This window comes from Pseudomonas sp. P867, assembly GCF_019891455.1.
Taxonomy (GTDB): Bacteria; Pseudomonadota; Gammaproteobacteria; order Pseudomonadales; family Pseudomonadaceae; genus Aquipseudomonas; species Aquipseudomonas synxantha_A.
Map to the genome: position 1 here is coordinate 149,532 of NZ_JAFLXB010000010.1, position 24,799 is coordinate 174,330.

Here is a 24,799-nt window from a genome sequence, read left to right on the forward strand (position 1 = left end):
CCCCTCCCACATTTGCACTTGCAGTACGTTCGGCTGATCCGTGACACTGTTCAGCCAGCATCACGCCTATTCGTTGTGGAGATTGCCGTCATGGCCAACGAACTCTATACCCGTACCAATCAGAAAATTTACTTCGCGGGTTTATCCCTGGACGCCCTTGGCCGTGCAGAGGAAGGGAAGGAGATGAATGCCATCGCGCTGGTGCAGGCGGGACGCGAAGCGGCCTTGTTCCATCTCTATGGCGCGTTGCTGGGGCTGTGTCATGAAATTGCAGGGTTCTACCGCTTGCCCCAGGCGGGTGCCCCCCGTGCAGAAATGATCATGAATCGTGAAGTGCTCGATTCGATGGCGATCCCTGAGTTGGCCGAGCTGGTGGAAATGGCCCAGAGCCCTGACAGTTGGGTGGCACGGCTGCTCAAGGCCCATGCCGATATGTTCCATCCACCACGTATTCCCCATGTGCCCAAGGGCGATGTCACCCAGCCGCTGATCGTTGCCGTGGCGCTGGAACAGGATGAGCCCAAGCCCTTGGGGCGCGAAGAGTTGGAAGGCTGGCGCCAGGAGCTGAAAAAGATGGCGCTGCGTTTTCGTGAGGGGTTGAACGAGTGTTGAAGGTCGGCGCTCGCCGGGCACCATTCATCAAGCCGTAAAGAAACCTGCCCGGTTCCTCTGCGAGGCTGGGTGGATGACTGATATAATCTCGGCCTTTCGTGGAGAACAGACTTTTATGCCAACGTCCTTTCTGGAAATTGTTGAACTGCCTGATGGCCGAATCGAACTGCGCCGGGCTGAGGACGAAGGTTCTCTGGTTATTCTGGATTTTTCCGAAGATGCCAAAGTGTTCCTGCAGGGCCAGCACGTGGAAGTGGCTAAAGCCATGTTGAGCGTGGGCGTGCAGATGGCAGGTCGCCTGGCTGAAGGCGAACCGGAGAAGGACGACGGCCCGCGCGTACTTCACTGAGTCTTGTGGTGAGGGGGCTTCCAAGCCCGATCACTGCAAGCCAAGCTGTAGTTTTATCCCAAACGAATATTCAAACTCTGAGCGTCGCCCGTACGTGCGGCACTGATGAGTTGCTGCTTGGCGCTCGCATTCAACGGATTCAACCAGCTCACCACCGTATGACTGCGGCCTAGACGCAAGGCCTCACAGGTCAACTGCTGGGCGCTCTGCGCTCCCCGTGGCTGCAACAGCAGGATGCGCTCGCGGTTGAGGCCGGCGTCCCGCAGCCAGGCCTGGGTCAGGCTGGCGGGCGGGGCGATCAGCGTCAGCCAGCGTGCGTCCTGGTCTTCGCTCAATTCGCGCAGAATTGGCGCCAGCAGGTTCAGGCAGCTTTCGGCTGCACCGCGCAACGACAATTCACTGAACGCCTCAGGTTCACCGCCCCAGGGGGCTTCGACCGTTTCCTTGAGGATGGGCGCAAGGGGTTGGGCCATAAAGGCCTCGAACAGCGACAGTTGTGTGTGTTGTGGGGTGTGCACGAGCTGCATGATGCCTCCTTTAGCGGCGAATGACGCCGACACTCAAGCCTTCGATCACCAGGTCCTGATCTTTCAGGTTGACTTCAATCGGGGCGAACTCAGGGTTCTCGGCCAGTAGCCAGACCTTGCTGCCTTCACGCTTGAAGCGTTTGACCGTGACCTCATCGCCGATACGGGCGACGACGATCTGGCCATTGCGGGCTTCACGGGTGGTATGCACGGCGAGCAGGTCGCCATCGAAGATGCCTACGTCCTTCATGCTCATGCCGTGCACACGCAACAGATAGTCGGCGCGAGGATGGAAGAAGGTCGGGTTGATGTTGCAGGATTCCTCGACGTGCTGCTGCGCCAGGATCGGCGCACCGGCAGCGACGCGGCCGATGATCGGTAGTGTCGATTCGTCGGCCTTGGCTTCAAAGCCAGGGATGCGGATACCGCGTGAAGCCCCTGGAGTCATCTCGATCGCGCCTTTGCGAGCGAGCGCCTTGAGGTGTTCTTCCGCGGCATTCGGGGACTTGAACCCCAGTTCCAGGGCAATCTCCGCACGGGTAGGCGGGTAACCGTTGTCATCGAGGCAGCGCTTGATGAAGGCCAGAATCTCGGCTTGGCGTGGCGTCAGTTTTAGCATGTTGATCGCTCTGTCTTTTTATACAGTGACTGGGATTATATACAGTGAACTGCGCTTGGCAATCATCCTTTTGCGCGACTCCGCTGGACGGTCATGCGTCACCCTTCCTACAACGTAGATAGGGTGTTGCCTACACGGCGAAAGGGATGTGATTAAATAGCGATGAAAGGGGTGACTGCCCGGCCGGAAAGCGAACCCGCAGGCTTGACAAGACACACTCTGAAACGTATGTTTCAAACAAGTGTTTGTCAGGCGGAGTAGCCATGGCCCAGTCGGAAACCGTTGAACGCATTCTCGATGCTGCCGAGCAATTGTTCGCGGAAAAAGGATTTGCTGAAACTTCATTGCGGCTGATCACCAGCAAGGCTGGAGTCAACCTCGCTGCCGTGAACTATCATTTCGGCTCGAAAAAAGCCCTGATCCAGGCGGTGTTTTCACGCTTCCTGGGGCCATTCTGTGCCAGCCTCGACCGTGAGTTGGAGCGCCGCCAGGCCAAGGCCGATCACAAGCCAAGCCTGGAAGAGCTGCTGGAAATTCTTGTAGAGCAGGCGTTGGTCGTGCAACCTCGCAGTGGTAATGACCTGTCGATCTTCATGCGCCTGCTGGGCCTGGCGTTCAGCCAGAGCCAAGGCCACCTGCGTCGTTACCTGGAAGACATGTACGGCAAAGTATTCCGCCGCTATATGTTGCTGGTCAACGAGGCGGCCCCACGTATTCCGCCTATCGAACTGTTCTGGCGCGTGCATTTCATGCTCGGCGCTGCGGCGTTCAGCATGTCCGGGATCAAGGCGTTGCGAGCGATAGCCGAGACCGATTTCGGCGTGAACACCTCGATCGAACAGGTGATGCGCCTGATGGTGCCGTTCCTCGCTGCGGGTATGCGCGCCGAGACCGGCGTCACCGACTCGACCATGGCTGCCGCCCAATTGCGCCCACGCAGCAAAACTGCACCGGTCGCTGCCAAGGTTTGATCGCCCCTGGGTGTGCGTGGCCGCTAGCATCCGCTAAGCTAGCCGCCATGCCGATTTCAGCTATTTATCCGCAACCCGTCGTGCTGACCGTGCCTGGTCAGCCCGACGGGTTGTGTGCGTTATTTAAGGAAGGTTTATGACTGCTGCCCTGCAAGGTTCTTTGATGGTCGACGTTGCCGGTACCTGGCTGACGGCCGAGGATCGTCACCTGTTGCGCCAACCGGAAGTGGGCGGTCTGATTATTTTTGCGCGCAATATCGAGCATCCACGCCAGGTTCGCGAGCTGAGTGCGGCGATCCGTGCGGTGCGCCCGGACCTGCTGCTGGCGGTCGACCAGGAAGGCGGGCGCGTACAGCGCCTGCGCCAGGGCTTTGTGCGCCTGCCAGCCATGCGCGCGCTGGCCGATAACCCCAACGCTGAATACCTGGCAGAACAGTGCGGCTGGATCATGGCCACCGAAGTACTGGCCGTGGGTCTCGACCTGAGTTTCGCCCCAGTGCTGGACCTGGATTACCAACGCAGCGCCGTGGTCGGCACTCGCTCCTTCGAAGGCGACCCCGAGCGCGCCGCCGTACTGGCCGGTGCCTTTATTCGCGGCATGAACAGCGCCGGTATGGCCGCCACCGGCAAGCACTTCCCCGGGCACGGTTGGGCCGAGGCCGATTCCCACGTCGCGATTCCCAATGACGAACGCAGCCTGGAACAGATTCGCGCCAACGACCTGGTGCCTTTCGCACGCTTGAGTAAGCAATTGGCCGCCGTGATGCCGGCGCACGTCATTTACCCGCAGGTTGATGCCCAGCCTGCTGGTTTTTCGCGTCGCTGGTTGCAGGACATCCTGCGCGGTGAGTTGCAGTTCGACGGGGTGATCTTCAGTGATGACCTGTCCATGGCGGGCGCCCATGTGGTCGGCGATGCGGCCAGCCGTATCGAAGCGGCGTTGACCGCTGGTTGTGACATGGGCTTGGTGTGCAATGACCGTGCGGCGGCCGAGTTGGCGCTGAGTGCAGCACAGCGGATGAAGGTCACGCCATCGGCGCGGATAGCGCGTATGCGTGGGCAGGCGGTTGCCTCAACGGACTATAAGCAGGACCCGCGTTGGCTGACAGCGCTTACTGCGTTGCGCGATGCGCAGTTGATCGGCTGAAAACCGAAGCGCGGCCATCGCAGGCAAGCCAGCTCCCACATTTTGATGTGTGAATACATTCAAGTGTGGGAGCTGGCTTGCCTGCGATAGCGATCTAACAGTCAGCGCTTCTCTTGCTTATTAGGCAGTGGTGCGAAGAGCGCCTCGATATCCTCATTACCCAACTGCCAATCGCCAGTGGTCCGGCCATCCAGAACACCCGCCGCAAGGTCGGACTTCTCCTTCTGCAAGTGCTGAATTTTCTCCTCCACCGTGCCCCGCGCAATCATCTTGTACACAAACACTGGCTTTTCCTGCCCGATGCGATACGCACGGTCGGTGGCCTGGTTTTCCGTGGCCGGGTTCCACCACGGGTCGTAGTGAATCACCGTGTCGGCTTCGGTCAGGTTCAAACCCACGCCACCGGCCTTCAAGCTGATCAAAAAGATCTGCAACTTGCCGCTCTGGAAATCCTTCACCGGTGTACGTCGGTCACGGGTCTGGCCGGTCAGCAATGCGTAGGCAATCCCGCGTTTTTTCAGTTCGATTTCGATCAGGCTCAGCATCGAAGTGAACTGCGAGAACAGCAGAATCCTGCGGCCTTCGGCAAACAGCTCGTCAAGCATGTCCATCAGGCTGTCGAGCTTGCCCGAGCTGCTGCCACGCGCCGGCAGAGTGGCGTCGTTGACCAGGCGCAGGTCGCAGCACACTTGTCGCAGTTTGAGCAGCGCTTCAAGGATGATGATCTGGCTGCGGGCCACGCCCTTGCGGGTGATTTCGTCGCGGACTTTTTTATCCATGGCCAGACGCATGGTTTCGTACACATCGCGCTGGGCCTCGTTGAGGTCGACCCAGTGGATAATTTCGGTCTTGGGTGGCAGTTCGGTCGCCACCTGTTCCTTGGTGCGGCGCAGCAGGAACGGTTTGATTCGACCGTTGAGGTGCTGCAAGCGCACTTCATTGGCGCGTTTTTCAATCGGCACGCGGTAATCACGGTTGAAGCTCTTCACGTCGCCCAGCCAACCCGGCAACAGGAAGTGGAACAGCGACCACAGTTCACCCAAGTGGTTTTCCAATGGCGTGCCGCTCAGGCACAGGCGCTGGCGGGCATTCAGCTCGCGTGCGGCCTGGGCGGCCTTGCTGGACGGGTTCTTGATGTACTGCGCTTCATCCAGGATCAATACATGCAAGGGCAGGGCGGCGAGCGTGTCGATGTCCTTGGGCAGCAGGGCATAGGTGGTCAGCAGCAGGTCGTAGTCGTGCAGGTTGGCGAAGTGTTTCTTGCGCCCTGCGCCGTACAGCGCCTGCACCCGCAGTTGCGGGGTGAAGTGCGCAGCTTCGTCGAGCCAGTTCGGAATCAGGCTGGTGGGCATCACGACCATGCAGGGCCGATCAAGGCGCCCGGCGATTTTCTCGGTGAGAATATGCGCCAGGGTTTGCAGGGTTTTGCCCAGGCCCATGTCGTCCGCGAGAATCCCGCCCACTTCCAGCTGGCGCAGTGACTGCATCCAGCTCAAGCCTTCCAGTTGATAGGGGCGCAAGGTTGCGTTCAGGCCCTCGGGCGCCACGCAGGTGAAGTCCTTGATGTCCCGCAGACGTTGGGCGAAGTTGCGAATCTTCTCGCCACCCTCCCATTGCAACGGCAGGTCTTCCAGCGGGTTGAGCCTGATCGCGTCGGCCTTGGCCAGGCGCAACGTCGTGGTGCCGGTTTCTTGCAGGTAGAACTCGCCGAGAGTCGCCAGCACCGGCTTCAAGCGCCCGTAGGGCAGCGCCACTTGCAGCGGGCCGTGGCCGTTGGGCAGCCCGGGGATATTCACCAGGATCAGTTCATCATCGCGGCGCCTTGCGAGTTTTTCCGGGTTGAGGATCTCGGTGTGGGAGCGCATCAGGTTCAACAGGATCGGCAGCAGGCTCAACCGCTCGCCATTGACGATGATGCCCAACTCCAGGTCGAACCAGTCACGCTCCGGCGCTTCATCGACGCTGGCGTACCAGTCGTCCACCGGGCTCAGGTCGAAACCGAAGTCTTCATCGATTTGCAGCTCCCAGCCCTCGGCCCGCAGCGTGGGCGATGAGTTGAGCGTGAAGTTAAGCCAGGCGCTGTCATTGACCATCTCGAACAGCTCGCCGGCGCTTTCAGGCAAGGCCTTGCTTTGGCGCGTAGCGATCTTGAAACCCAGCAGACGCAGCTGTTCGCGACAGGCTTGTTCCAGCTCGGGGTGGCGCTTGATTCGCAGGCTTTGGGTGTCCTGGCGCACGATGATATCGGCGTTCTTTTGCCCACTGACGTAATTGCCCAGGTAGTTGAACGACAGTGCCGCACGGTGCTGGATATAGCGCTGCATCTTGCCGTTGCGCGGTTCGAACGCGCTGAACTCGACGCTCGCCAGCCACAGGCGTGGCACGGGCCGCACATCCTCCATGACCACCTGCGGCAGGACCACGCGGTTATCCAGCACGGCCTGGAGTTTTTCCAGCAGTTGCGCATCCTGGGTCGCCGCCGGGTAGGCCAGGGTTTCCTGGACCTTGAGCAGCACCGCCGCGATGTGTTTGCAGTTGGTGTGCACCGGGCAGGTACAGCGGCTATCCACCAGGATCAGCAGGCCCTTGGCCGACTCACGCAACGAGATGGTTTGCCGATAGACGTTACCGCCGGAGCCTTCGCAACTGGCGGTAATGGTGCTGTCACCGCACTCGACGATACGCACGCGATTTTCCAGTGCGTAACGCCGCCCGCGCTCCAGGCTCTGCTCTTTGAAGCGATTGGCCCACGAAGGGGCCAGGGGTTTGGTCAGAGGCGAAGTGAGGGGCATGGCGCTGGATCAGTCCTGCATGTCGGGCGGCGGTGCGCTGGGCGGCTTGGCGGTCAGCGAGGTGATCTTGATCAGCAACGCCAGGTGGCCGCCGTCCAGGTAATTAAGCTGGTTGTTCTTGGTGCGTACGTCTTTCTGCGCCAGGTGTTCACTGGCGATCACGCTGCCGTTGCCGTCGAACTGGTTGATCCAGAAGTCGGCATCGATGTCGGTGAAACGACCCAGTTGCAGGCTCAGCACGCCTTCGATAGGGAACTGGCCGAATTGCTCCTGGCCGTCGGTGATCGCGATCTTCACCGGCTGCTCGCCCAGGTTCTGTTCCCAGGCCTTGTGCGCGAGCACGGTGTAGTTGGAGTCGGCGCGCAATTTTTCCACGATGTTGCCCAGGCGCGGCGGGCTCAGCCGCTCGCCCAGGCGCGGTGCACCTTCATCCCAGTTTTCCGGCGCGGCGCGGCTGTTGATCACCGGCTCGGCATTCTGGCGCACCAGGATCATTTCCACCTGGTACGGGCTGTCGGCAAATGCCGAAGGCGCGAGTACCACCAACAACAGGCTCAGAATGCGGAACAAGCGCATGGCGGCGTCCTTCAAGCGGATTTCGGGATGAGGCGCTCAAACAGCGCCTCCAGGGTATTGAAGCGTTCTTCGGCACGTTCCATCGGCACCATGAACTTGAACAGCGTAGCCCCTTCGAACTTGTAGCGGTTGGGCTGGCCCTGGATCAGCTTGATCAGCACCAACGGGTCGACCGGCGTCTGCGCTTCGAATTCGATACGCCCACCTTGCGGCCCGGCGTCGACCTTCTTGATCCCCAACTGCTCGGCCTGCAACTTGAGCAGGGTCAGGCGCACCAGGTTCTTGGTCGGTTCGGGCAGCAGGCCGAAGCGGTCGATCATCTCTACTTGCAGGTCCTTGAGGCCCTCTTCGTCGGTGGCCGAGGCGATGCGCTTGTAGAGGATCAGCCGCGCATGCACATCCGGCAGGTAGTCTTCGGGAATCAATGCCGGCAAGCGCAGGTTGATCTCCGGGCCGCCGCCCAGGGGTTGATCGAGATTCGGTTGCTCGCCCTTGCGGATGGCTTTCACTGCGCGTTCGAGCATCTCCATATACAGGGTGAAGCCGACCGCCTGGATCTGCCCGCTCTGGCCATCGCCCAGCAGTTCGCCGGCGCCACGGATTTCCAGGTCGTTGGTGGCCAGCACAAAGCCGGCGCCGAGGTCCTGGGTGTTGGCGATCGCTTCCAGGCGTTTTTCCGCATCGGAAGTGATCTGTTGGCGTGGCGGCGTGAGCAGATAGGCGTAGGCCTGGTGGTGACTGCGCCCGACGCGGCCGCGCAGTTGGTGCAGCTGCGCCAGGCCGAACTTGTCGGCGCGCTCGATGATGATGGTGTTGGCGCTGGGCACGTCGATGCCGGTCTCGATGATGGTCGAGGCGATCAGCACGTTGAAGCGCTTGTGGTAGAAGTCGCTCATTACCTGTTCGAGTTCGCGCTCGCGCATCTGCCCGTGGCCAATGGCGATACGGGCTTCCGGCACCAGTTCGGCGAGGTCGGCGGCGCATTTCTCGATGGTCTTCACATCGTTATGCAGGTAATACACCTGGCCGCCGCGCAGCAGTTCACGCAGCAGGGCTTCCTTGACCGTGCTCTTGTTCTGCTCCATCACGAAAGTGCGCACCGACAGGCGGCGCGCCGGTGGCGTAGCGATGATCGACAGGTCGCGCATACCTGAAACGGCCATGTTCAGCGTGCGCGGAATCGGCGTAGCGGTGAGGGTAAGGATGTCGACTTCGCTGCGCAGGGCCTTGAGCTGTTCTTTCTGGCGCACGCCAAAGCGGTGCTCTTCGTCGATGATCACCAGGCCCAGGTTCTTGATCTTCACATCGTCCGACAGCAACTTGTGGGTGCCGATGACGATATCGATCTTGCCCTCGGCCAGGTCGGCAACGGCGGCATTCACTTCCTTGGCGGACTTGAAGCGGCTCATCACCTCCACGGTCACTGGCCAGTCGGCAAAGCGGTCGCGGAAGCTGTTGTAGTGCTGCTGGGCGAGCAGGGTGGTCGGCACCAGAATCGCCACCTGGCGACCGCCGTGCACTGCAATAAAGGCGGCGCGCATGGCCACTTCGGTTTTGCCGAAGCCCACGTCGCCACACACCAGGCGGTCCATTGGCTTGGGCGCGAGCATGTCGGCGCGCACCGCCTCGATGGTGGTTTGCTGGTCCGGAGTTTCTTCGAAGGCGAAGCCGGCACTGAAGGTGGCGTAGTCGGCTTTCGGGTCAGCGAACGCGTAACCTTCGCGGGCGGCACGGCGGGCATAGATGTCGAGCAATTCTGCGGCCACGTCGCGAACCTGTTCGGCGGCCTTGCGCTTGGCTTTCTGCCAGGTCTCGGAGCCCAGGCGATGCAACGGTGCCAAAGCGTCGTCGCTACCGGTGTAACGGGCGATCAGGTGCAGGCTGGCCACCGGCACGTAGAGCTTGGCGCCCTCGGCGTATTCCATGGTGAGGAATTCGGCGGCCTGGTTGTCGATCTCCAGGGTCTGCAAGCCCAGGTAGCGGCCGACACCGTGGTCGATGTGCACCACCGGGGCGCCTTCGCGCAGTTCGGTGAGGTTCTTGATCACTGCATCATTGTTGGCGTCTGCGCGTTTTTCCCGGCGACGGCGCTGCATCACGCGCTGGCCGAACAGCGGGCTCTCGGCGATCAGGGCGAGGGCCGGGTCGTCCAGCAACAAGCCTTCGTCCAAGGGGGCGATGGTGATCGCCAGGCGCTCTTTGCTATTTACAAAATCCGGCCAGCTGTCGACGGTCTTGGGCCGCAGTTTCAAGCGTTCCAACAGCTCCAGCAGCACTTCGCGGCGCCCGGCGGACTCGGCGGTAAACAGCACGCGGCCAGGGAAGTCACCGAGGAAGTTGGACAGCGCTTCCAACGGTTGCGTGGCTTTGGCCTGGATCGCCAGGTCGGGCAGGGTTCCCGCGGGGAAGCGTTCCCGACCACTGCCGGCGTCTACATCTTGTTGGCTGGCGACCACGCGCGGCCAGTTTTTCAAGCGGGCGAAGCAGTCTTCTACGGGAAGGAACAATTCGGCGGGCGGCAATAAAGGCCGGGACGGATCGACGCGGCGCTCTTCATAGCGGTTGCGCACGTCGTTCCAGAAGTTTTCCGCCGCCTGCTCGATGCCTGGCAGCGAGAACACCTGGGTGTCCTGGGGCAGGTAGTCGAAGAGGGTGGAGGTTTCGTCGAAGAACAATGGCAGGTAGTACTCGATACCCGCTGGGGTAATCCCGCTGCTTAAGTCCTGGAAGATTGGGCAGCGACGGAAATCCACGTCAAAGCGCTCACGAAAGCGCGCCTTGAAACGGGTGACCGCGTCTTTTTGCAGCGGGAACTCCCGCGCCGGCAGCAGCTTGATCGAGTCGACCTTGTCGATGGAGCGCTGGTTTTCCGGATCAAAGGTGCGCAAGGTCTCGATTTCGTCATCGAACAGGTCGATGCGATACGGCAACTTGCTGCCCATCGGGAACAGGTCGATCAGGGCGCCGCGCACTGCGAACTCACCGTGCTCGTACACCGTGTCGACGCAGCGGTAGCCGCTGGCTTCCAGGCGCGTGCGCATCTGTTCTACGTCGAGCTTCTGGCCGATATCCAGCACCAGACTGCTGCCGAGCAGGAACTTGGTCGGCGCCAGGCGGTGCAGCGCCGTGGTGATCGGCACCACCAGCACGCCGTGGGCCAGTTCCGGCAAGCGGTACAGGCTGGCGATGCGCTGGGAGATGATGTCCTGGTGCGGCGAGAACAGGTCGTAAGGCAGGGTTTCCCAGTCGGGAAAATGCAGCACCGGCAAATCCGGGGCGAAGAAGCTCAGCTCCTGCTCCAGCCGTTCGGCACTTTGGCTGTCGGCGGTAAGCAGCAGGGTAAAGCGCTTGGCTGCGCTGGCAGCCTCGGCAATGGCCAGGCTCAGGGCGGCACCGGGCAGGTTGCCCCAGTGCTGTTTACCTGCCGCGGCAGGGAGAAGCGGTAGACGCAGAACGGGCACGGAAGGTTGAGCTCCAAGCGTTGCGACAAAGTCGGTAATTGTAACGGCCCCAGGTGCCGCCTGTCAGTTGCTGACTGTGCCTATTACGGTTTGTAGGAAATGTAGTGGCTAAGACAAACAATGACCGGTTTTGACTCAATATGTAGTGCCAAAATGCGCGAATGTTTAGGAGGGTTACGGACAAGTCGGCGATGGCGCTGGACTAGTGGCCTTCTGGAACCCGCGTATTTACTGGGCTGTAGCGCGGAGGTATTTTTTTGCAAGGGCTTTTTGTTGCCCCTCGCGCATTGCTCAACGGCCAGTCGGGCGACATAATGTAGCCCCTTTTTTCTGCCCCTACATGTGGAAGGTTCCCGTGACTCAGAAGCCCGACCAGTGTCTTGGTGAATGGATCGACCGTGAAGCACTCGCAGAAGCGATGATTCCGCTTATCGGCCAGCTGTACCGCAATAACAATGTGGTGAGCTCGATCTATGGCCGCAGCCTGATCAACCAGTCTGTCATCGCGATTCTCAAAGCTCACCGCTTTGCGCGCCATCGCTCCGCCGACGACAGCGAACTCTCCGTCCACGAAACATTCCCACTGCTTAAAGCCATGAGCGAGCTCAAGCTCGGCGCGGCCTCGGTAGACCTGGGCAAGTTGGCCTACAAATTCCGCAAGGAAGGCGCCGGCCGCAGTGCCGAGCAGTTCGTGCGTGAAGAAATGGCCGATGTGGTTGGCCAGCAAAACGCTGCCGCCCGCAAAGGCACCGACGTGGTGCTGTACGGCTTCGGCCGTATCGGCCGCCTGCTGGCGCGCATCCTGATCGAGAAAACCGGTGGCGGCGACGGCCTGCGCCTGCGTGCCATCGTGGTGCGCAAAGGCGCCGAGAACGACCTGACCAAGCGCGCCAGCCTGCTGCGTCGCGATTCGGTACACGGCTCGTTCAACGGCACCATCACCATTGACGAAGAAAACAACACCATTACCGCCAACGGTAACCTGATCCAGGTGATCTACGCGAAGAACCCGACCGAGGTGGATTACACCCAGTACGGCATCCAGGACGCCCTGCTGGTGGACAACACCGGCGTATGGCGTGATGCCGAGGGCCTGGGCCAGCACCTGGCTTGCCCGGGTATCGACCGTGTCGTGTTGACCGCGCCTGGCAAAGGCAAGCTCAAGAACATCGTGCACGGCATCAACCACGCTGAAATCACCGCTGACGACAAGATCGTGTCCGCCGCTTCCTGCACCACCAACGCCATCGTGCCGGTGCTCAAAGCTGTGAATGACAAGTTCGGTATCGTCAACGGCCACGTTGAAACCGTTCACTCGTACACCAACGACCAGAACCTGATCGACAACTTCCACAAGGGCGATCGCCGTGGTCGTAGCGCCGCGTTGAACATGGTGATCACCGAGACCGGTGCTGCCACCGCTGCTGCCAAGGCCCTGCCTGAGCTGGCCGGCAAGCTGACCGGTAACGCGATCCGTGTACCGACGCCGAACGTGTCGATGGCCATTCTCAACCTCAACCTTGAGAAAGCCGCCACCCGCGAAGAGATGAACGAGTACCTGCGCTACATGGCGCTGCACTCCGACCTGCACAAGCAGATCGACTTCGTCAACTCGCAGGAAGTGGTCTCCACCGACTTCGTTGGCTCGCGCCACGCCGGTGTGGTGGACGCTGAAGCGACCATCACCCAGGACAACCGTGTTGTGCTGTACGTGTGGTACGACAACGAGTTTGGCTACAGCTGCCAAGTGGTTCGCGTGATGGAAGACATGGCTGGGGTCAACCCGCCTGCGTTCCCGCGCTAAGCCTTTGGGCTGAATGAGAAAGCCCCGACTGGTTCGGGGCTTTTTTATGGCTGTGGATTTTGTGTTGCCTGGAGGGCCTCATCGGGGGCAAGCCCCCTCCCACATTGGGTCGTATTCCTTCAGGGTGGCCTCGGTCAACTGTGGGAGGGGGCTTGCCCCCGATGGCGGTGCTACAGCCGACACATCAATTCAGCAACTTGTCGCGCAACTCATCAGACAGCCCTTTGGGCGCCAGCCAGATGCCCAGGTAGGCCCGCGCCAGTTCCTCATCACGACTGCTGAACACCACCTGCTCATTGATCTCCAGCTTCAACCCACGGCCCGGACGAAAATCCAGGGCATAACGATCACCGCTGCGGACGTTGCGAAAGCTGGCGTGCAACTGATCCAACTGCGGCTTTAATCGAGCATTGGCTTGCTGGCGTTCCAGGGTTACCGTGGCCGCCTTGATCACATCATCGCGGTCAATGTCGCGAAAGTAATACAACGCCAGGCGCACAGCCTTCTGTTGCTCCCAGGCTTGCTTTGCAGCGAGGTCAGCCGGTGCATACAGCGCCGCCGCATACACATCCGCCCAAAGATAGTTGAACACCGCCTGGTTTTTCAGGGCCAGCCCCTCGACCTGTGCGGGGAAGCTTGCCTGCTTGAGCCGCTTCGCATCGTTGGCGTGCGTCGTGAGCGACACTATCAGCATTAAACAAAAAAATAGTTGTCGCATAAGGCTCACCCTCAATTCGGCGCTGATTTGCGTCCTGTAGTATGGCAACACTGGCCTACGACGCGACCAAGGGTTAATGTTCGCGGCGCTCGGCCTTCTATAGACTGTGCCCCGGTTCACACACTTGAGCCAAATTGTCCTTCATGACCGCTGGCCGCGGCATGATTTAGCCCGGCGTCCAACCGTACGCCTGGCCTGTTCTGAGGAGTACGCATGGCTGTCTACAACTACGACGTGGTGGTACTGGGTTCCGGCCCGGCTGGAGAAGGTGCGGCGATGAACGCTGCCAAAGCAGGGCGCAAGGTGGCGATGGTCGATAGCCGTCGTCAGGTCGGCGGTAACTGCACCCACCTGGGTACCATCCCGTCCAAGGCGTTGCGTCACTCCGTGCGCCAGATCATGCAATTCAATACCAACCCGATGTTCCGGGCCATTGGCGAGCCGCGCTGGTTCTCGTTCCCGGACGTGTTGAAAAGCGCCGAAAAAGTCATCTCCAAGCAAGTCGCTTCGCGTACCGGCTACTACGCCCGTAACCGCGTCGACCTGTTCTTCGGCACCGGCAGCTTCGCCGACGAGCAAACCGTCGAAGTGGTCTGCGCCAATGGCGTGGTCGAGAAGCTGGTGGCCAAGCACATCATCATCGCCACCGGTTCGCGCCCGTATCGCCCGGCGGACATCGATTTCCACCACCCGCGTATCTACGATAGCGACACCATCCTCAGCCTGGGCCACACCCCGCGCAAACTGATCATCTATGGCGCCGGCGTGATCGGCTGCGAATACGCCTCGATCTTCAGCGGCCTGGGTGTACTGGTGGAGCTGGTGGACAACCGTGACCAGTTACTGAGCTTCCTCGACTCGGAAATTTCCCAGGCGTTGAGCTACCACTTCAGCAACAACAACATCACCGTGCGCCACAACGAAGAGTACGAGCGGGTCGAAGGCCTGGACAACGGTGTGATCCTGCACCTCAAGTCCGGCAAGAAGATCAAGGCCGACGCCTTGCTGTGGTGCAATGGCCGTACCGGCAACACCGACAAGCTGGGTATGGAAAATATTGGGGTCAAGGTCAACAGCCGTGGCCAGATCGAGGTGGACGAGAACTACCGCACCTGCGTAACCAATATCTACGGTGCCGGTGACGTGATCGGCTGGCCAAGCCTGGCCAGTGCCGCCCATGACCAGGGCCGTTCGGCCGCCGGCAGCATCGTCGACAATGGCAGCTGGCGCTACGTGAATGATGTGCCGACCGGGATCTACACGATTCCCGAGATCAGCTCCATCGGCAAGAACGAGCACGAACTGACCAAGGCCAAGGTGCCTTACGAAGTGGGCAAGGCGTTCTTCAAGAGCATGGCGCGTGCGCAGATTGCCGGTGAGCCGCAAGGCATGCTGAAGATTCTGTTCCACCGTGAAACCCTGGAGGTCCTCGGCGTGCATTGCTTCGGCTACCAGGCGTCGGAGATCGTGCACATCGGCCAGGCGATCATGAGCCAGCCGGGTGATCTCAACACCCTCAAGTATTTCGTCAACACCACCTTCAACTACCCGACCATGGCCGAAGCCTATCGGGTAGCCGCCTACGACGGCCTCAACCGGCTTTTTTGAGCGGCTCCGGCCGGTGGCCTGAGCCGGCCGGGGAGACCGATTTCAGTAATTCCCGAGAGTGGCAGTGGCCAAACCGGGAAAGTCTGTAATCAGGCTATCTACGCCGAAGTCGGCGAGCCTGCGCATCAGCGCAGGTTCGTTGACCGTCCACACGGATACATGCAAACCCTGGCGCTGGGCTTTCTCCAGCCGCTCAGGGGTGCATAACGTCCAGTTCAATGCCAGGTACTCACAGCCGTAGTTCTGCGCGACCTTCAACGGGTCGAGCCAGGCGTACTCGGCCACCAGCCCGCGTGACAGGTCCGGGGTGAGTTCTACTGCGGCTTTCAACACCTCCCGTGAGCTTGACGTCACGGTGACCTTGTCCATCAGGCCAAAGCGTACGGCCATCTCACGGATCGCCAGCACGGTGGTCGCAGCGCGAGTGCGTGAAGCGCTTTTGACTTCCAGTTGCCAGTGATCGAAGTCGCACTTTTCGAACAGCTCCTCCAGGCGTGGGATCGGGCACGGGCTGACCCAACCCGGGCCGCCTTTGCGCGCGTCCATCTTCACCAGATCAGCCGCCGAGTACTCGACCACCTTGCCGCGCCGGTCGGCGGTGCGCTTGAGGGTCGGGTCATGGATGACCATCAGCTCGCCGTCCATGGACAGGTGCAGGTCCAGTTCGCAACGACGTACGCCGTGCTTGAGGCATTCCTGAAAACTGGTCAGGGTATTTTCCGGTGCTTCGCCTTTGGCACCGCGATGGCCGTAGATCAGGGTCACAGTTGCTCCTTTGCGCCAGGATCGCTGGCGGAATGAATAGGTATTCAGAGGTCGTCGCTTTGCTCTCGCGCCAGACGGCGTTCCTGCGCCTGTTTTTGCAGGATATAGCGCGCCAGCAGTTGGCGTTGGGCATCGGTCATGGATTCGAATTCCGTGCCCACTTCAAAGCCCTCGCCCCGGGGATCGCAATGGGTCACTCGTGCGCGCAGTAACAGGCCGAGCGCTTGGGGCATCAGCACCAGCTTGACTGCCAGATGGGTATCGGGGGCCAGCGGGGTAGGGTGCCGGAAGTCGATGCCGCCTTCGGAAAGAATCACCGGTTGCGGCGCGCCCACTTCAGCCAGCAGGCCGCGGGCCATGACTTGGCTGAGCAGATCCAAACGCTTGTTTTGCACTTTGAGGAAGGCCGCCAGGCTGCGATCTTTCTCGCTGATCTGACGCAGCAGGTGCTGGGCTTCGAATTCGCTCAGGTGCAGTTCGCTGAGCAGATTGAACAGCGGCGAATCATCCAGCAACACTTCCTTGCTCGCCGCGTCGGGGCCAGACAATGTGCTGATTTGAAGTGCGATCATGTCGTCGATACGGTAGTATTCGCGGCGCTCTTCTTCATCTAATGTCGACATGGCGAACCCCAGGTAACGGTAATGGTCTGAGTGTAAAGCTGCTTACCAGACCCCGCCACCGGGACGTCTTCTTTTCCTCCGAACAAGCCCCGACATGTTCAGACCTCTCTTCGTATTTATCGGCACGCGTTATACCCGTGCAAAGCGTCGCAATCATTTTGTGTCGTTCATTTCCTTGACCTCGATGATCGGTCTCGCCCTGGGCGTGGTTGTGATGATCGTGGTGCTGTCGGTGATGAACGGCTTCGATCATGAGATGCGTACCCGCGTGCTGGGCATGGTGCCCCACGCGACCATCGAGGGCGATGCGCCCATCAACGACTGGCAAAGCCTGGCCGCCAAGGTCAAGCAGAACCCCAAGGTGGTGGCGGTCGCGCCGTTTACCCAGATGCAGGGGTTGCTGACCAACGACGGCAAGGTGCAGAAGATCCTGCTCAATGCCATCGACCCGGCCCAGGAGCGCAACGTCTCGATCATCGACAAGTTCATGCAGCAAGGTAAGCTCGACGACCTGGCCCCTGGCAGTTTCGGCATCGTTATCGGTGACAAGGCCGCGGCCAAGCTCGGTGTGGGCGTTGGCGACAAGCTGACCTTCGTCGCTCCGGAAGTCACCGTGACCCCGGCCGGCATGTTCCCGCGCATGAAGCGCTTTACCGTGGTGGGTACCTTCCACGTCGGCGCCGGCGAGATCGACGGTTACATCGGCCTGACCAACCTTACCGACCTGGCCCGCCTGCATCGCTGGCAGCCGGACCAGGTGCAGGGCCTGCGGCTGAAGTTCAACGACCTGTTCGACGCCCCGCGCGGCGCCTGGGAAATCGCCCAGCACTTGGGTGAATCCGAGTATTACGCCCGCGACTGGACCCGTACCCACGGCAACCTCTACCAGGCCATCCGCATGGAGAAAGCCATGATCGGCCTGCTGTTGCTGCTGATCGTCGCCGTGGCTGCGTTCAACATCATTTCCACGCTGGTGATGGTAGTGAACGACAAGAAGGGCGATATCGCCATCCTGCGTACCCTGGGCGCCACGCCGGGGCAGATCATGGCGATCTTCATGGTGCAGGGCACCGTGATTGGCGTGGTCGGCACCCTGATCGGTACCGCGGTGGGCATTCTGGCCGCGCTGAACGTCAGCGCCGCCATCGCCTTGCTTGAAAAAGTGATCGGCCACAAGTTTCTCAACGCTGACGTCTACTTCATCGACTACTTGCCGTCCCAGGTGCAAACCCAGGACGTGCTGATGGTGGGCGGCGCCGCGTTGGTCCTGAGCTTCCTTGCCACCCTGTATCCAGCCTGGCGCGCGGCACGTACCCAGCCAGCACAGGCATTACGTTATGAGTGAATCGGGCATGAGTGAAAAAGCAATCCTGAGCTGCCGCAACCTGGGCAAATCCTACGAGGAAGGCCCGGAATCGGTGGTCGTGCTGTCGAACCTGCAACTGGAGCTGCATCCGGGCGAGCGCGTGGCGATCGTCGGCAGTTCCGGCTCCGGCAAAAGCACCTTGCTGAACCTGTTGGGCGGCCTCGATACGCCGTCCCAGGGCAGCGTATGGCTGGCCGGCGAAGAACTGTCGGCGTTGAATGAAAAGGCCCGTGGCCAACTGCGTAATCGCTCGTTGGGCTTTGTGTACCAGTTCCACCACCTGCTGCCGGAATTCACCGCCCTGGAAAACGTGTGCATGCCGCTGTTGATCGGCAAGACCGCGATCCCGGAGGCGCGCCAACGTGCCACCGCCTTGCTGGAACGCGTCGGCCTCGGCCATCGCCTGGAGCACAAGCCGGCCGAACTGTCCGGCGGTGAGCGCCAGCGTGTGGCGATTGCCCGCGCCCTGGTGAACAACCCTGGCCTGGTGATGCTCGACGAGCCGACCGGCAACCTCGACTCCCACACCGCCCAGGGCATCAAGGACTTGATGCTGGAGCTGAGCACCCAGATGCGCACCGCGTTCCTGGTGGTGACCCATGACATGAGCATGGCCCGGCAGATGGACCGCGTGTTGCACCTGCAGGAAGGTCACCTGGTCGCCATCTGACCTGTTTCAAGCCTGGCGCCTGGCGTCGGGCTTTTTCATTTTTTCAGGCGGTGTACGCGAATGTTCAGACCGTTATCCATTTTCATCGGCACGCGCTATACCCGCGCCAAGCGCCGTAACCGTTTTGTCTCGTTTATCTCGATGACCTCGATGATCGGCCTCGCCCTGGGCGTATTGGCCATGATCGTGGTGCTGTCTGTGATGAACGGCTTCCAGCGCGAAATGAGTTCGCGCATCCTCGGCATGGTGCCCCACGCCACAATTGTTGGCGTAAAGCCGATTGATGACTGGCAACCGGTGGCGGCCGCGGCGATGAAGAATCCCCAAGTCACCGCCGCCGTACCCTTCACGCAGATGGACGGCATGTTCTCCTACAAGGGCGCCATGCAGCCGATCGAGATCAGCGGCGTCGACCCGGCCCAGGAAGGCAAGGTGTCGATCGTGACCCAGCACATCGTGCGCGGCAAACTGGACGACCTCAAACCCGGCGAGTTTGGCGTGGTGGTCGGCGATATCACCGCGCGGCGCTTTCGCCTGAGCGTGGGCGACAAGCTGACCCTGATCGTCCCGGAACTGAGCAGCGCGCCGGGTGGCATCACCCCGCGTATGCAGCGGTTGAACGTGGTGGGTATCTTCAAAGTCGGCGCCGAGCTGGATGGCTCCATGGCCCTGATCCACATGGCCGACGCGGCAGAAATCCAGCATTGGCAGCCCAACCAGGTGCAAAGCGTGCGCCTGGCGGTGAAGGACCTGTACGCAGCGCCCAAAGTCTCGGCGGATATCGCTGCCAGCCTCGGCGCGGCTTACAAGCCGGATGACTGGACCCACACCCAGGGCAGCCTGTTCAGCGCGATGAAGATGGAAAAGACCATGATCGGTCTGTTGTTGCTGATGATCGTCGCAGTCGCTGCGTTCAACATCATCGCCACGTTGATCATGGTGGTGAACGACAAGGGCGCGGACATCGCGATCCTGCGCACCATCGGCGCCACGCCTCGGCAGATCATGGCGATCTTCATGGTGCAGGGCACGGTGATCGGCGTGGTCGGCACCTTGATCGGCGGCGTGCTGGGGGTAATTGCAGCGCTGAACGTGAGCGAACTGGTAGGTTGGCTGGAGCGGGTGAGCGGGCAGCATATCTTTAGTTCGGATGTGTATTTTGTCAGCAACCTGCCTTCGGAGCTGCAAGGTGGGGATGTGTTGCTGATTTGCTCGGCGGGGTTTGTGTTGAGCTTTTTGGCGACGATTTACCCGGCGTACCGGGCGGCGAAGATTGAGCCGGCGCATGCCTTGAGATATTCGTAAGGTCTTAGACCGCTATCGGGGGCAAGCCCCCTCCCACACTGGACCGCGTTTATACAGGAACAATGAGGGCAAAATGTGGGAGGTGGCTTGCCCCCGATAGGGCCGGCCCAGCTTGCGTCAATCTCCCTTGGGCAACTCAATCACAAACCTCGTCCACCTCGCCTGCGACTCACAATAAATCCTCCCCCCGTGGGCCCGCACAATCGACTGGGTAATCGCCAACCCCAGCCCCGCATGTTCACTGCTGCCTGCCCGCCTTGACGGGTCGGCTCGGTAGAACCGGTCGAACAGCCGCGGCAATAATTGCGCTGGAATGCCTTCCCCGGTGTTCTCAACTGTCAGTGTCACGCCACTCTCTATGCGCACCCGCACTTCACCGCCTGGTGGGGTAAACCGTAGCGCGTTATCCAGCAAGTTCGACAGGGCCCGGCGCAACATGCCGCGATCGCCCAGCGTATGGGCGCTGCCTTCGCGTACCAGCGTGACCTGTGCGTCCTCCGCCAGCAGGGTAAAGAACTCCAACAGTGCGTCGACCTCATCGCCCAGATCCAGGGCTTCACGGTTGGGCATCAGCAGGCCGTGGTCGGCTTTGGCCAGGTACAGCATGTCGTTGACCAGTTGCGCCATCCACTGCAACTCTTCCAGGTTGCTGTGCAGCGCCTCGCGGTAATCCTCCAGTGGGCGTGGCTGGGTGAGAATGACCTGGGTTTGGGTCAGCAGGTTGGAGAGCGGCGTGCGCAGCTCGTGGGCGATATCGGCGGAGAACGCCGACAGGCGCTGGAACGCGTCGTCCAGGCGCCCCAGCATGGCATTGAAGGCCTGAGCCAGTTCCGCCAGCTCCACCGGCATTTGCGCCTGGGGCAGGCGTTGGGTCAGGGAGTGGGCGGATACGCTGGCGGCCACCTCGCCCATGCGCCGCAACGGTCGCAACCCACTGCGTGCGGCCCATGCGCCGAGCAGGGCGGTAGCCAGCGCGGAGAGGCCGACGGTCAGCCAGATCAAGCGTTGCATATGCTCCAGGAAGTGCTGGTGGTGGGTGATGTCGAGTATCAGGCTCAGCTGTGGCGAACCGGGTTGGCCGGGCGTCAACGGCGCGTTGTACACACGGTAGTCGGTGCCTGCGTTTTGCAGGCTGTGCAGGCCCGGGGCGGCGGGCACATTGAGGTTCGGCGCACCGTCCACCCAGCGCTGGCCGGCCGCCGTGATGCGCACGGTGAAGTCGGGCTGGTGATCCAGCTCGGCGCGCAATTGCGGGCCGCGCAGGGCGAAGGCTTCACGTGAGTCGACACCCTGCAAGGCACTGCGCAGGGCCACCAGCTTGCTGTCGAGCAGTTGCTGGTCCAGCTCGACGAAGTGCGCTTCGCTGGCGCGATTGAACAGTACGCCGGCGATCAACGAGACCACCGCGGTGCAGGCGGCAAACAGCAGCGCCAGGCGGCTGGTCAGGGACAGGCGCTTGATCACGTGAAGCGCTCCTCCAGCACGTAACCCATGCCGCGCACGGTGTGGATCAGTTTGTTGGGGAAGTTATCGTCGACTTTCAGGCGCAGGCGGCGGATCGCCACTTCGATAATGTTGGTGTCGCTGTCGAAATTCATGTCCCACACCTGGGACGCGATCAGCGTCTTGGGCAGCACCTCGCCCTGGCGACGCAGCAGCATTTCGAGCAGGGCAAACTCCTTGGCGGTGAGGTCGATGCGCTGGCCGTCGCGCTCGACGCGGCGACGGATCAGGTCCAGGCGCAGGTCGGCCAGTTGCAGGGTGGTTTCCTGCGGTGTGCTGCTGCCACGGCGTAACAAAGTGCGCACCCGGGCCAGCAGTTCGGAAAAGGCGAAGGGCTTGACCAGGTAGTCGTCGGCGCCCAGTTCCAGGCCATGTACGCGGTCCTCCACCGCATCGCGAGCGGTGAGGAACAGCACCGGCATGTCCAGGCCGGCACTGCGCACCGCCTGCAGGATCTGCCAGCCGTCGCGGCCCGGAAGCATCACATCGAGGATCAACAAGTCATAATCCCCGCTCAGCGCCAGGTGCTGGCCGGTCGTGCCGTCGGCCACCAGTTCGGTGGTAAAGCCAGCCTCGGCCAAGCCTTGACGCAGATAGTGGCCGGTTTTGGGTTGGTCTTCGACGATCAGCAGTTTCATGTTGGGCTCTTGGCAAGGGGTAAGCGCGGGCCTTTATACCGTGGGCGCAAGGGTATGGGCGCAAGCTGACAAAGTTGTAATCTAGCAGTCAGCTGGCTGGCAGCGAGGCTATCTTAAAGTGCGGCCCAAGCTGGTCACCTATTTTTGGAGCGTGAGAAATGGCGTTGCGTACATCCCTGTTAATGGCGGGCTGCTTATTGGCGCTTAGCTTCAATGCGCTGGCGGATGCGGCTCATGGTTACGCGTTCGGCCAGCCGGCTCCGGCAGCCAAGGCCACGCGTACCGTGGAAGTCACCCTGCAGGACATTGCCTTCGAGCCCAAGAGCCTGGACGTAAAAGCCGGTGAAACCGTGCGGTTTGTACTGGTCAACAAAGGCCGGTTGCTCCACGAATTCAACCTGGGCGACGCGGCGATGCATGCCGCTCACCAGAAAGAGATGCTGCAGATGCAAGCCAGCGGCATGCTCACCGCCACCGGTATGGGCAAGATGGACCACAGCGCCATGGGCCACGGCGATATGGGCGGCATGAAGCATGACGATCCCAACAGTGTGTTGGTGGAGCCGGGCAAGACGGCCGAACTGACGTGGACCTTCACCAAGGCCACTGGCCTGGAGTTCGCTTGCAACCTTCCCGGCCATTATCAGGCGGGCATGGTCGGCAAGCTGACCGTTGAGTGAGGCGTTTGTTAAGGCAGGGGGCAAAGGCTGGTAGACTGGCGCGGTTTATTTAGCCAGGTTTCCGCCATGCATCCCGCAGCCGAACATTCGCCGCTGGGCAAGTCCAGTGAATACATCTCTACCTATACGCCTTCGTTGCTGTTCCCGATTCCGCGTGCCGCCAAGTGGGCCGAACTGGGCCTGAGCGCCGACACCCTGCCGTACAAGGGCGTGGATTTCTGGAACTGCTTCGAACTGTCCTGGTTGCTGCCATCGGGCAAGCCGGTGGTGGCCATCGGTGAGTTCAGCATCCCAGCCGACTCGCCGAACATCATCGAGTCCAAGTCGTTCAAGCTGTACCTCAACTCGCTGAACCAGACTGCGTTTGCCGATACGCAAGGCCTTGAAGCCACCTTGCGCACCGACCTCAGCGCTGCTGCCGGCAAGCCGGTGACCGTGCGCATCCGCAGCCTGGCCGACATCGAGGCAGAGGGTGTGATGGCGTTGCCGGGTGCGTGCATTGACGGCCTGGATATCAATGTCAGCAGCTACGAGCACCCGCGCCCGGAGCTGCTGCGCTGTGATGACTCGCGTGTTGTTGAGGAGAGTGTGCACAGCCACCTGCTCAAATCCAACTGCCCGGTGACCAGCCAGCCCGATTGGGGCAGTGTGGTGGTGGAGTACCGTGGCGCGGCGCTGGATCACGCCAGCCTGCTGGAATATATCGTGAGTTTTCGCCAGCACTCGGACTTTCATGAGCAGTGCGTGGAACGCATCTTTCTCGACCTGCAGCGCTTGCTCAAGCCGGAGAAGTTGACGGTGTATGCGCGCTATGTGCGTCGAGGAGGGTTGGATATCAACCCGTACCGCAGCACTGAGAACACCCAATTCCTGAACGTGCGCCTGGCGCGCCAGTAAGCCTGCACACAAAACTAAATGTGGGAGGGGGCTTGCTCCCGATAGCGGCGTGTCAGTCACAGCATCTGTGTCTGAACTTCTGCTATCGGGAGCAAGCCCCCTCCCACATTTGGGTTTTTTGCTGGGCCTGTGTTCGGGTTAGATGCCGATATTGCCCAGGGTGATCATGATATTGCGCAATGTCCCGGAAATGACCGGGTGTTCAGCGTCGAACTCTATGGCCGCTTGATTCACATCGTCGGAAATACTGGGTGTCTGAGTCGCCGGTTCAAGTTCGAGTTGTAATTCAAACTTGGCAATCAGGGCTTCCAGCGCTTCACGTTTTTCTTCCGACAGCGGCGGCTCCTGTTCCAACTGCCCACGCAGAATCTCGACCTGTTCTTCCAGCTTTTTGCGATCAGGCATGACGTCTTTCCTTTTATCGATAGTCACTGGCATAGACCACGGCACGCCGTGAAAGGTCTACGGGCTGGCCTGTAGATTAATCCACTGCGGCCAACCGTGCATGATCTTGATCAGGGCTTCTCGCCTTTGAGCCGGCGCAGGCTGATGTCCGCCAGGCAACTGCCCAACTCGCCCAGGTGGTCGATCACCGAGTGCACGCCCAGGCCATAGAGCGCTACCGTCGCCTTGCCGCGCTTGTATTCGCGTTGCTGCGCGGTCAGTGCCTGCCATTGCTCGGGTGACAGGCCGCAGAGCGAGCCACAGGACGCCAGGCCGATAGTCCACAACCCGGCATTCAAGCCCGATTGCAGCAGGCGCGGCTCGCCGCTGACCAGCACGCAGCCTTCCAGGCGCTCAATGTTCAACTCCATCAAGGCTTGCCAGCAGGCGTGGGGCGCGGGCCAGCGGATGGAGGAGGGCGAGGCGGCCTTGATCCAGCTCGGCAGGCTGGCGGAAAGGGGCGCGGTCACCGATGGGGGCAGTTCATCCAGCCAGGCGCAGGGCACGCCTTGTTCTTTCAGGCTACGCAGGCTTTTCAAGGCGCCGGGTGTAGCCACGCAGCCGGGGCAGGGCGAGTCGGTACGCGCCAGGGAACCGAAATCCACCAGGCAGCCACTCAGGCCAAATAGCACGGCGGTCAACGAGGGGGCTGTGGCGATGGCAATCTCGGCGTGTGGCATCTGAACGTCCCTGAAATAGCAGCAACACTATCGGGGTGGCATGA

At 61.0% G+C, this 24,799-nt stretch carries 23 protein-coding genes; 11 read left to right on the forward strand and 12 right to left on the reverse strand.

The features are described from left to right. Positions 1 to 90 precede the first annotated feature (90 nt). A complete protein-coding gene (locus tag J1G33_RS19120) occupies positions 91 to 612 on the forward strand; it encodes a DUF6586 family protein (RefSeq protein WP_032877217.1) in 522 nt (173 codons plus the stop codon). 115 nt (positions 613 to 727) lie between these two features. Continuing rightward, a complete protein-coding gene (locus tag J1G33_RS19125; protein WP_005786160.1) occupies positions 728 to 961 on the forward strand; it encodes a hypothetical protein in 234 nt (77 codons plus the stop codon). Positions 962 to 1,014: 53 nt separating this feature from the next. Here J1G33_RS19125 and sulA read toward each other — a convergent pair whose 3' ends face one another. Both sulA and lexA read right to left on the reverse strand, forming a co-directional pair. Beyond that, complete coding sequence (gene sulA / locus J1G33_RS19130; RefSeq protein ID WP_005786162.1) at positions 1,015 to 1,488, reverse strand: SOS-induced cell division inhibitor SulA; 474 nt, start codon at positions 1,486 to 1,488, stop codon at positions 1,015 to 1,017. Between the two features lie 10 nt (positions 1,489 to 1,498). After that, positions 1,499 to 2,107, reverse strand: coding sequence for a transcriptional repressor LexA (gene lexA / locus J1G33_RS19135; protein WP_003172575.1), 609 nt, complete (start codon positions 2,105 to 2,107; stop codon positions 1,499 to 1,501). A 263-nt stretch (positions 2,108 to 2,370) separates the two neighbouring features. Between lexA and J1G33_RS19140 the strand changes: the two genes are divergently transcribed. After that, a complete protein-coding gene (locus J1G33_RS19140; RefSeq protein ID WP_005786171.1) occupies positions 2,371 to 3,078 on the forward strand; it encodes a TetR/AcrR family transcriptional regulator in 708 nt (235 codons plus the stop codon). Between the two features lie 136 nt (positions 3,079 to 3,214). After that, a complete protein-coding gene (gene nagZ, locus J1G33_RS19145) occupies positions 3,215 to 4,225 on the forward strand; it encodes a beta-N-acetylhexosaminidase (RefSeq protein WP_032877216.1) in 1,011 nt (336 codons plus the stop codon). Between the two features lie 101 nt (positions 4,226 to 4,326). On the opposite strand, the gene J1G33_RS19150 is transcribed toward nagZ, so the two are convergent. The 3 genes from J1G33_RS19150 to mfd are packed head-to-tail and all read right to left on the reverse strand — an operon-like array spanning position 4,327 to position 11,054. Next, on the reverse strand, positions 4,327 to 7,017 hold the full coding sequence (locus tag J1G33_RS19150; RefSeq protein ID WP_223018547.1) for a DEAD/DEAH box helicase: 2,691 nt from the start codon (positions 7,015 to 7,017) through the stop codon (positions 4,327 to 4,329). Positions 7,018 to 7,026: 9 nt separating this feature from the next. Continuing rightward, positions 7,027 to 7,593 (reverse strand): CsiV family protein, encoded by a 567-nt coding sequence (locus J1G33_RS19155; protein ID WP_148852350.1) that lies wholly within the window; start codon positions 7,591 to 7,593, stop codon positions 7,027 to 7,029. Between the two features lie 11 nt (positions 7,594 to 7,604). Next, on the reverse strand, positions 7,605 to 11,054 hold the full coding sequence (gene mfd, locus J1G33_RS19160) for a transcription-repair coupling factor (protein WP_148852349.1): 3,450 nt from the start codon (positions 11,052 to 11,054) through the stop codon (positions 7,605 to 7,607). Between the two features lie 340 nt (positions 11,055 to 11,394). Here mfd and J1G33_RS19165 point away from each other — a divergent pair, with 340 nt between their 5' ends. After that, positions 11,395 to 12,858 carry a glyceraldehyde-3-phosphate dehydrogenase gene (locus J1G33_RS19165; protein WP_032803369.1) on the forward strand — a complete coding sequence of 488 codons (1,464 nt, stop codon included), beginning with the start codon at positions 11,395 to 11,397 and terminating at the stop codon, positions 12,856 to 12,858. Positions 12,859 to 13,042: 184 nt separating this feature from the next. On the opposite strand, the gene J1G33_RS19170 is transcribed toward J1G33_RS19165, so the two are convergent. Next, on the reverse strand, positions 13,043 to 13,576 hold the full coding sequence (locus J1G33_RS19170) for a chalcone isomerase family protein (RefSeq protein WP_078820627.1): 534 nt from the start codon (positions 13,574 to 13,576) through the stop codon (positions 13,043 to 13,045). A 213-nt stretch (positions 13,577 to 13,789) separates the two neighbouring features. Between J1G33_RS19170 and sthA the strand changes: the two genes are divergently transcribed. Then, positions 13,790 to 15,184 carry a Si-specific NAD(P)(+) transhydrogenase gene (sthA, locus tag J1G33_RS19175; protein ID WP_056847305.1) on the forward strand — a complete coding sequence of 465 codons (1,395 nt, stop codon included), beginning with the start codon at positions 13,790 to 13,792 and terminating at the stop codon, positions 15,182 to 15,184. Between the two features lie 42 nt (positions 15,185 to 15,226). Here the strand turns inward: sthA and J1G33_RS19180 are convergent, their stop codons facing one another. Further along, a complete protein-coding gene (locus J1G33_RS19180) occupies positions 15,227 to 15,949 on the reverse strand; it encodes a glycerophosphodiester phosphodiesterase family protein (protein WP_003172585.1) in 723 nt (240 codons plus the stop codon). Between the two features lie 44 nt (positions 15,950 to 15,993). Next, positions 15,994 to 16,572: a PilZ domain-containing protein gene (locus J1G33_RS19185; protein ID WP_148852348.1), complete on the reverse strand. Its 579-nt coding sequence runs from the start codon at positions 16,570 to 16,572 to the stop codon at positions 15,994 to 15,996. 94 nt (positions 16,573 to 16,666) lie between these two features. Between J1G33_RS19185 and J1G33_RS19190 the strand changes: the two genes are divergently transcribed. From J1G33_RS19190 to J1G33_RS19200, 3 genes are read left to right on the forward strand one after another with little or no spacing between them, the layout of a single operon-like run. After that, positions 16,667 to 17,917: a lipoprotein-releasing ABC transporter permease subunit gene (locus J1G33_RS19190; RefSeq protein ID WP_032877209.1), complete on the forward strand. Its 1,251-nt coding sequence runs from the start codon at positions 16,667 to 16,669 to the stop codon at positions 17,915 to 17,917. Between the two features lie 7 nt (positions 17,918 to 17,924). Further along, on the forward strand, positions 17,925 to 18,608 hold the full coding sequence (gene lolD, locus J1G33_RS19195; protein WP_019818240.1) for a lipoprotein-releasing ABC transporter ATP-binding protein LolD: 684 nt from the start codon (positions 17,925 to 17,927) through the stop codon (positions 18,606 to 18,608). Between the two features lie 60 nt (positions 18,609 to 18,668). Next, positions 18,669 to 19,913: a lipoprotein-releasing ABC transporter permease subunit gene (locus tag J1G33_RS19200; RefSeq protein ID WP_216090911.1), complete on the forward strand. Its 1,245-nt coding sequence runs from the start codon at positions 18,669 to 18,671 to the stop codon at positions 19,911 to 19,913. A 117-nt stretch (positions 19,914 to 20,030) separates the two neighbouring features. On the opposite strand, the gene J1G33_RS19205 is transcribed toward J1G33_RS19200, so the two are convergent. Both J1G33_RS19205 and J1G33_RS19210 read right to left on the reverse strand, forming a co-directional pair. Next, positions 20,031 to 21,377: a heavy metal sensor histidine kinase gene (locus J1G33_RS19205; RefSeq protein ID WP_223018548.1), complete on the reverse strand. Its 1,347-nt coding sequence runs from the start codon at positions 21,375 to 21,377 to the stop codon at positions 20,031 to 20,033. Continuing rightward, positions 21,374 to 22,054, reverse strand: coding sequence for a heavy metal response regulator transcription factor (locus tag J1G33_RS19210; protein ID WP_005786195.1), 681 nt, complete (start codon positions 22,052 to 22,054; stop codon positions 21,374 to 21,376). Before J1G33_RS19210 ends, J1G33_RS19205 begins: the two co-directional genes overlap by 4 nt. Positions 22,055 to 22,212: 158 nt before the next feature. Between J1G33_RS19210 and J1G33_RS19215 the strand changes: the two genes are divergently transcribed. Next, positions 22,213 to 22,734, forward strand: coding sequence for a cupredoxin family protein (locus tag J1G33_RS19215; RefSeq protein WP_032877207.1), 522 nt, complete (start codon positions 22,213 to 22,215; stop codon positions 22,732 to 22,734). A 66-nt stretch (positions 22,735 to 22,800) separates the two neighbouring features. Continuing rightward, complete coding sequence (gene queF, locus J1G33_RS19220) at positions 22,801 to 23,631, forward strand: NADPH-dependent 7-cyano-7-deazaguanine reductase QueF (protein WP_223018549.1); 831 nt, start codon at positions 22,801 to 22,803, stop codon at positions 23,629 to 23,631. A gap of 138 nt (positions 23,632 to 23,769) precedes the next feature. Here queF and J1G33_RS19225 read toward each other — a convergent pair whose 3' ends face one another. After that, positions 23,770 to 24,036, reverse strand: coding sequence for a DUF4404 family protein (locus J1G33_RS19225; RefSeq protein ID WP_005786202.1), 267 nt, complete (start codon positions 24,034 to 24,036; stop codon positions 23,770 to 23,772). A gap of 110 nt (positions 24,037 to 24,146) precedes the next feature. Continuing rightward, complete coding sequence (locus J1G33_RS19230; protein WP_032877205.1) at positions 24,147 to 24,755, reverse strand: hypothetical protein; 609 nt, start codon at positions 24,753 to 24,755, stop codon at positions 24,147 to 24,149. Positions 24,756 to 24,799: the final 44 nt, after the last annotated feature.

Excerpts from the sequence above, each read along its gene's own strand:
- J1G33_RS19120 (WP_032877217.1), top strand. The coding sequence starts at position 91 with ATGGCCAACGAACTCTATACCCGTACCAATCAGAAAATTTACTTCGCG.
- J1G33_RS19125 (WP_005786160.1), top strand. The coding sequence starts at position 728 with ATGCCAACGTCCTTTCTGGAAATTGTTGAACTGCCTGATGGCCGAATC.
- sulA (WP_005786162.1), bottom strand. The coding sequence starts at position 1,488 with ATGCAGCTCGTGCACACCCCACAACACACACAACTGTCGCTGTTCGAG.
- lexA (WP_003172575.1), bottom strand. The coding sequence starts at position 2,107 with ATGCTAAAACTGACGCCACGCCAAGCCGAGATTCTGGCCTTCATCAAG.
- J1G33_RS19140 (WP_005786171.1), top strand. The coding sequence starts at position 2,371 with ATGGCCCAGTCGGAAACCGTTGAACGCATTCTCGATGCTGCCGAGCAA.
- nagZ (WP_032877216.1), top strand. The coding sequence starts at position 3,215 with ATGACTGCTGCCCTGCAAGGTTCTTTGATGGTCGACGTTGCCGGTACC.
- J1G33_RS19150 (WP_223018547.1), bottom strand. The coding sequence starts at position 7,017 with ATGCCCCTCACTTCGCCTCTGACCAAACCCCTGGCCCCTTCGTGGGCC.
- J1G33_RS19155 (WP_148852350.1), bottom strand. The coding sequence starts at position 7,593 with ATGCGCTTGTTCCGCATTCTGAGCCTGTTGTTGGTGGTACTCGCGCCT.
- J1G33_RS19165 (WP_032803369.1), top strand. The coding sequence starts at position 11,395 with ATGTGGAAGGTTCCCGTGACTCAGAAGCCCGACCAGTGTCTTGGTGAA.
- J1G33_RS19170 (WP_078820627.1), bottom strand. The coding sequence starts at position 13,576 with ATGCGACAACTATTTTTTTGTTTAATGCTGATAGTGTCGCTCACGACG.
- sthA (WP_056847305.1), top strand. The coding sequence starts at position 13,790 with ATGGCTGTCTACAACTACGACGTGGTGGTACTGGGTTCCGGCCCGGCT.
- J1G33_RS19185 (WP_148852348.1), bottom strand. The coding sequence starts at position 16,572 with ATGTCGACATTAGATGAAGAAGAGCGCCGCGAATACTACCGTATCGAC.
- J1G33_RS19190 (WP_032877209.1), top strand. The coding sequence starts at position 16,667 with ATGTTCAGACCTCTCTTCGTATTTATCGGCACGCGTTATACCCGTGCA.
- lolD (WP_019818240.1), top strand. The coding sequence starts at position 17,925 with ATGAGTGAAAAAGCAATCCTGAGCTGCCGCAACCTGGGCAAATCCTAC.
- J1G33_RS19200 (WP_216090911.1), top strand. The coding sequence starts at position 18,669 with ATGTTCAGACCGTTATCCATTTTCATCGGCACGCGCTATACCCGCGCC.
- J1G33_RS19210 (WP_005786195.1), bottom strand. The coding sequence starts at position 22,054 with ATGAAACTGCTGATCGTCGAAGACCAACCCAAAACCGGCCACTATCTG.
- J1G33_RS19215 (WP_032877207.1), top strand. The coding sequence starts at position 22,213 with ATGGCGTTGCGTACATCCCTGTTAATGGCGGGCTGCTTATTGGCGCTT.
- queF (WP_223018549.1), top strand. The coding sequence starts at position 22,801 with ATGCATCCCGCAGCCGAACATTCGCCGCTGGGCAAGTCCAGTGAATAC.
- J1G33_RS19225 (WP_005786202.1), bottom strand. The coding sequence starts at position 24,036 with ATGCCTGATCGCAAAAAGCTGGAAGAACAGGTCGAGATTCTGCGTGGG.
- J1G33_RS19230 (WP_032877205.1), bottom strand. The coding sequence starts at position 24,755 with ATGCCACACGCCGAGATTGCCATCGCCACAGCCCCCTCGTTGACCGCC.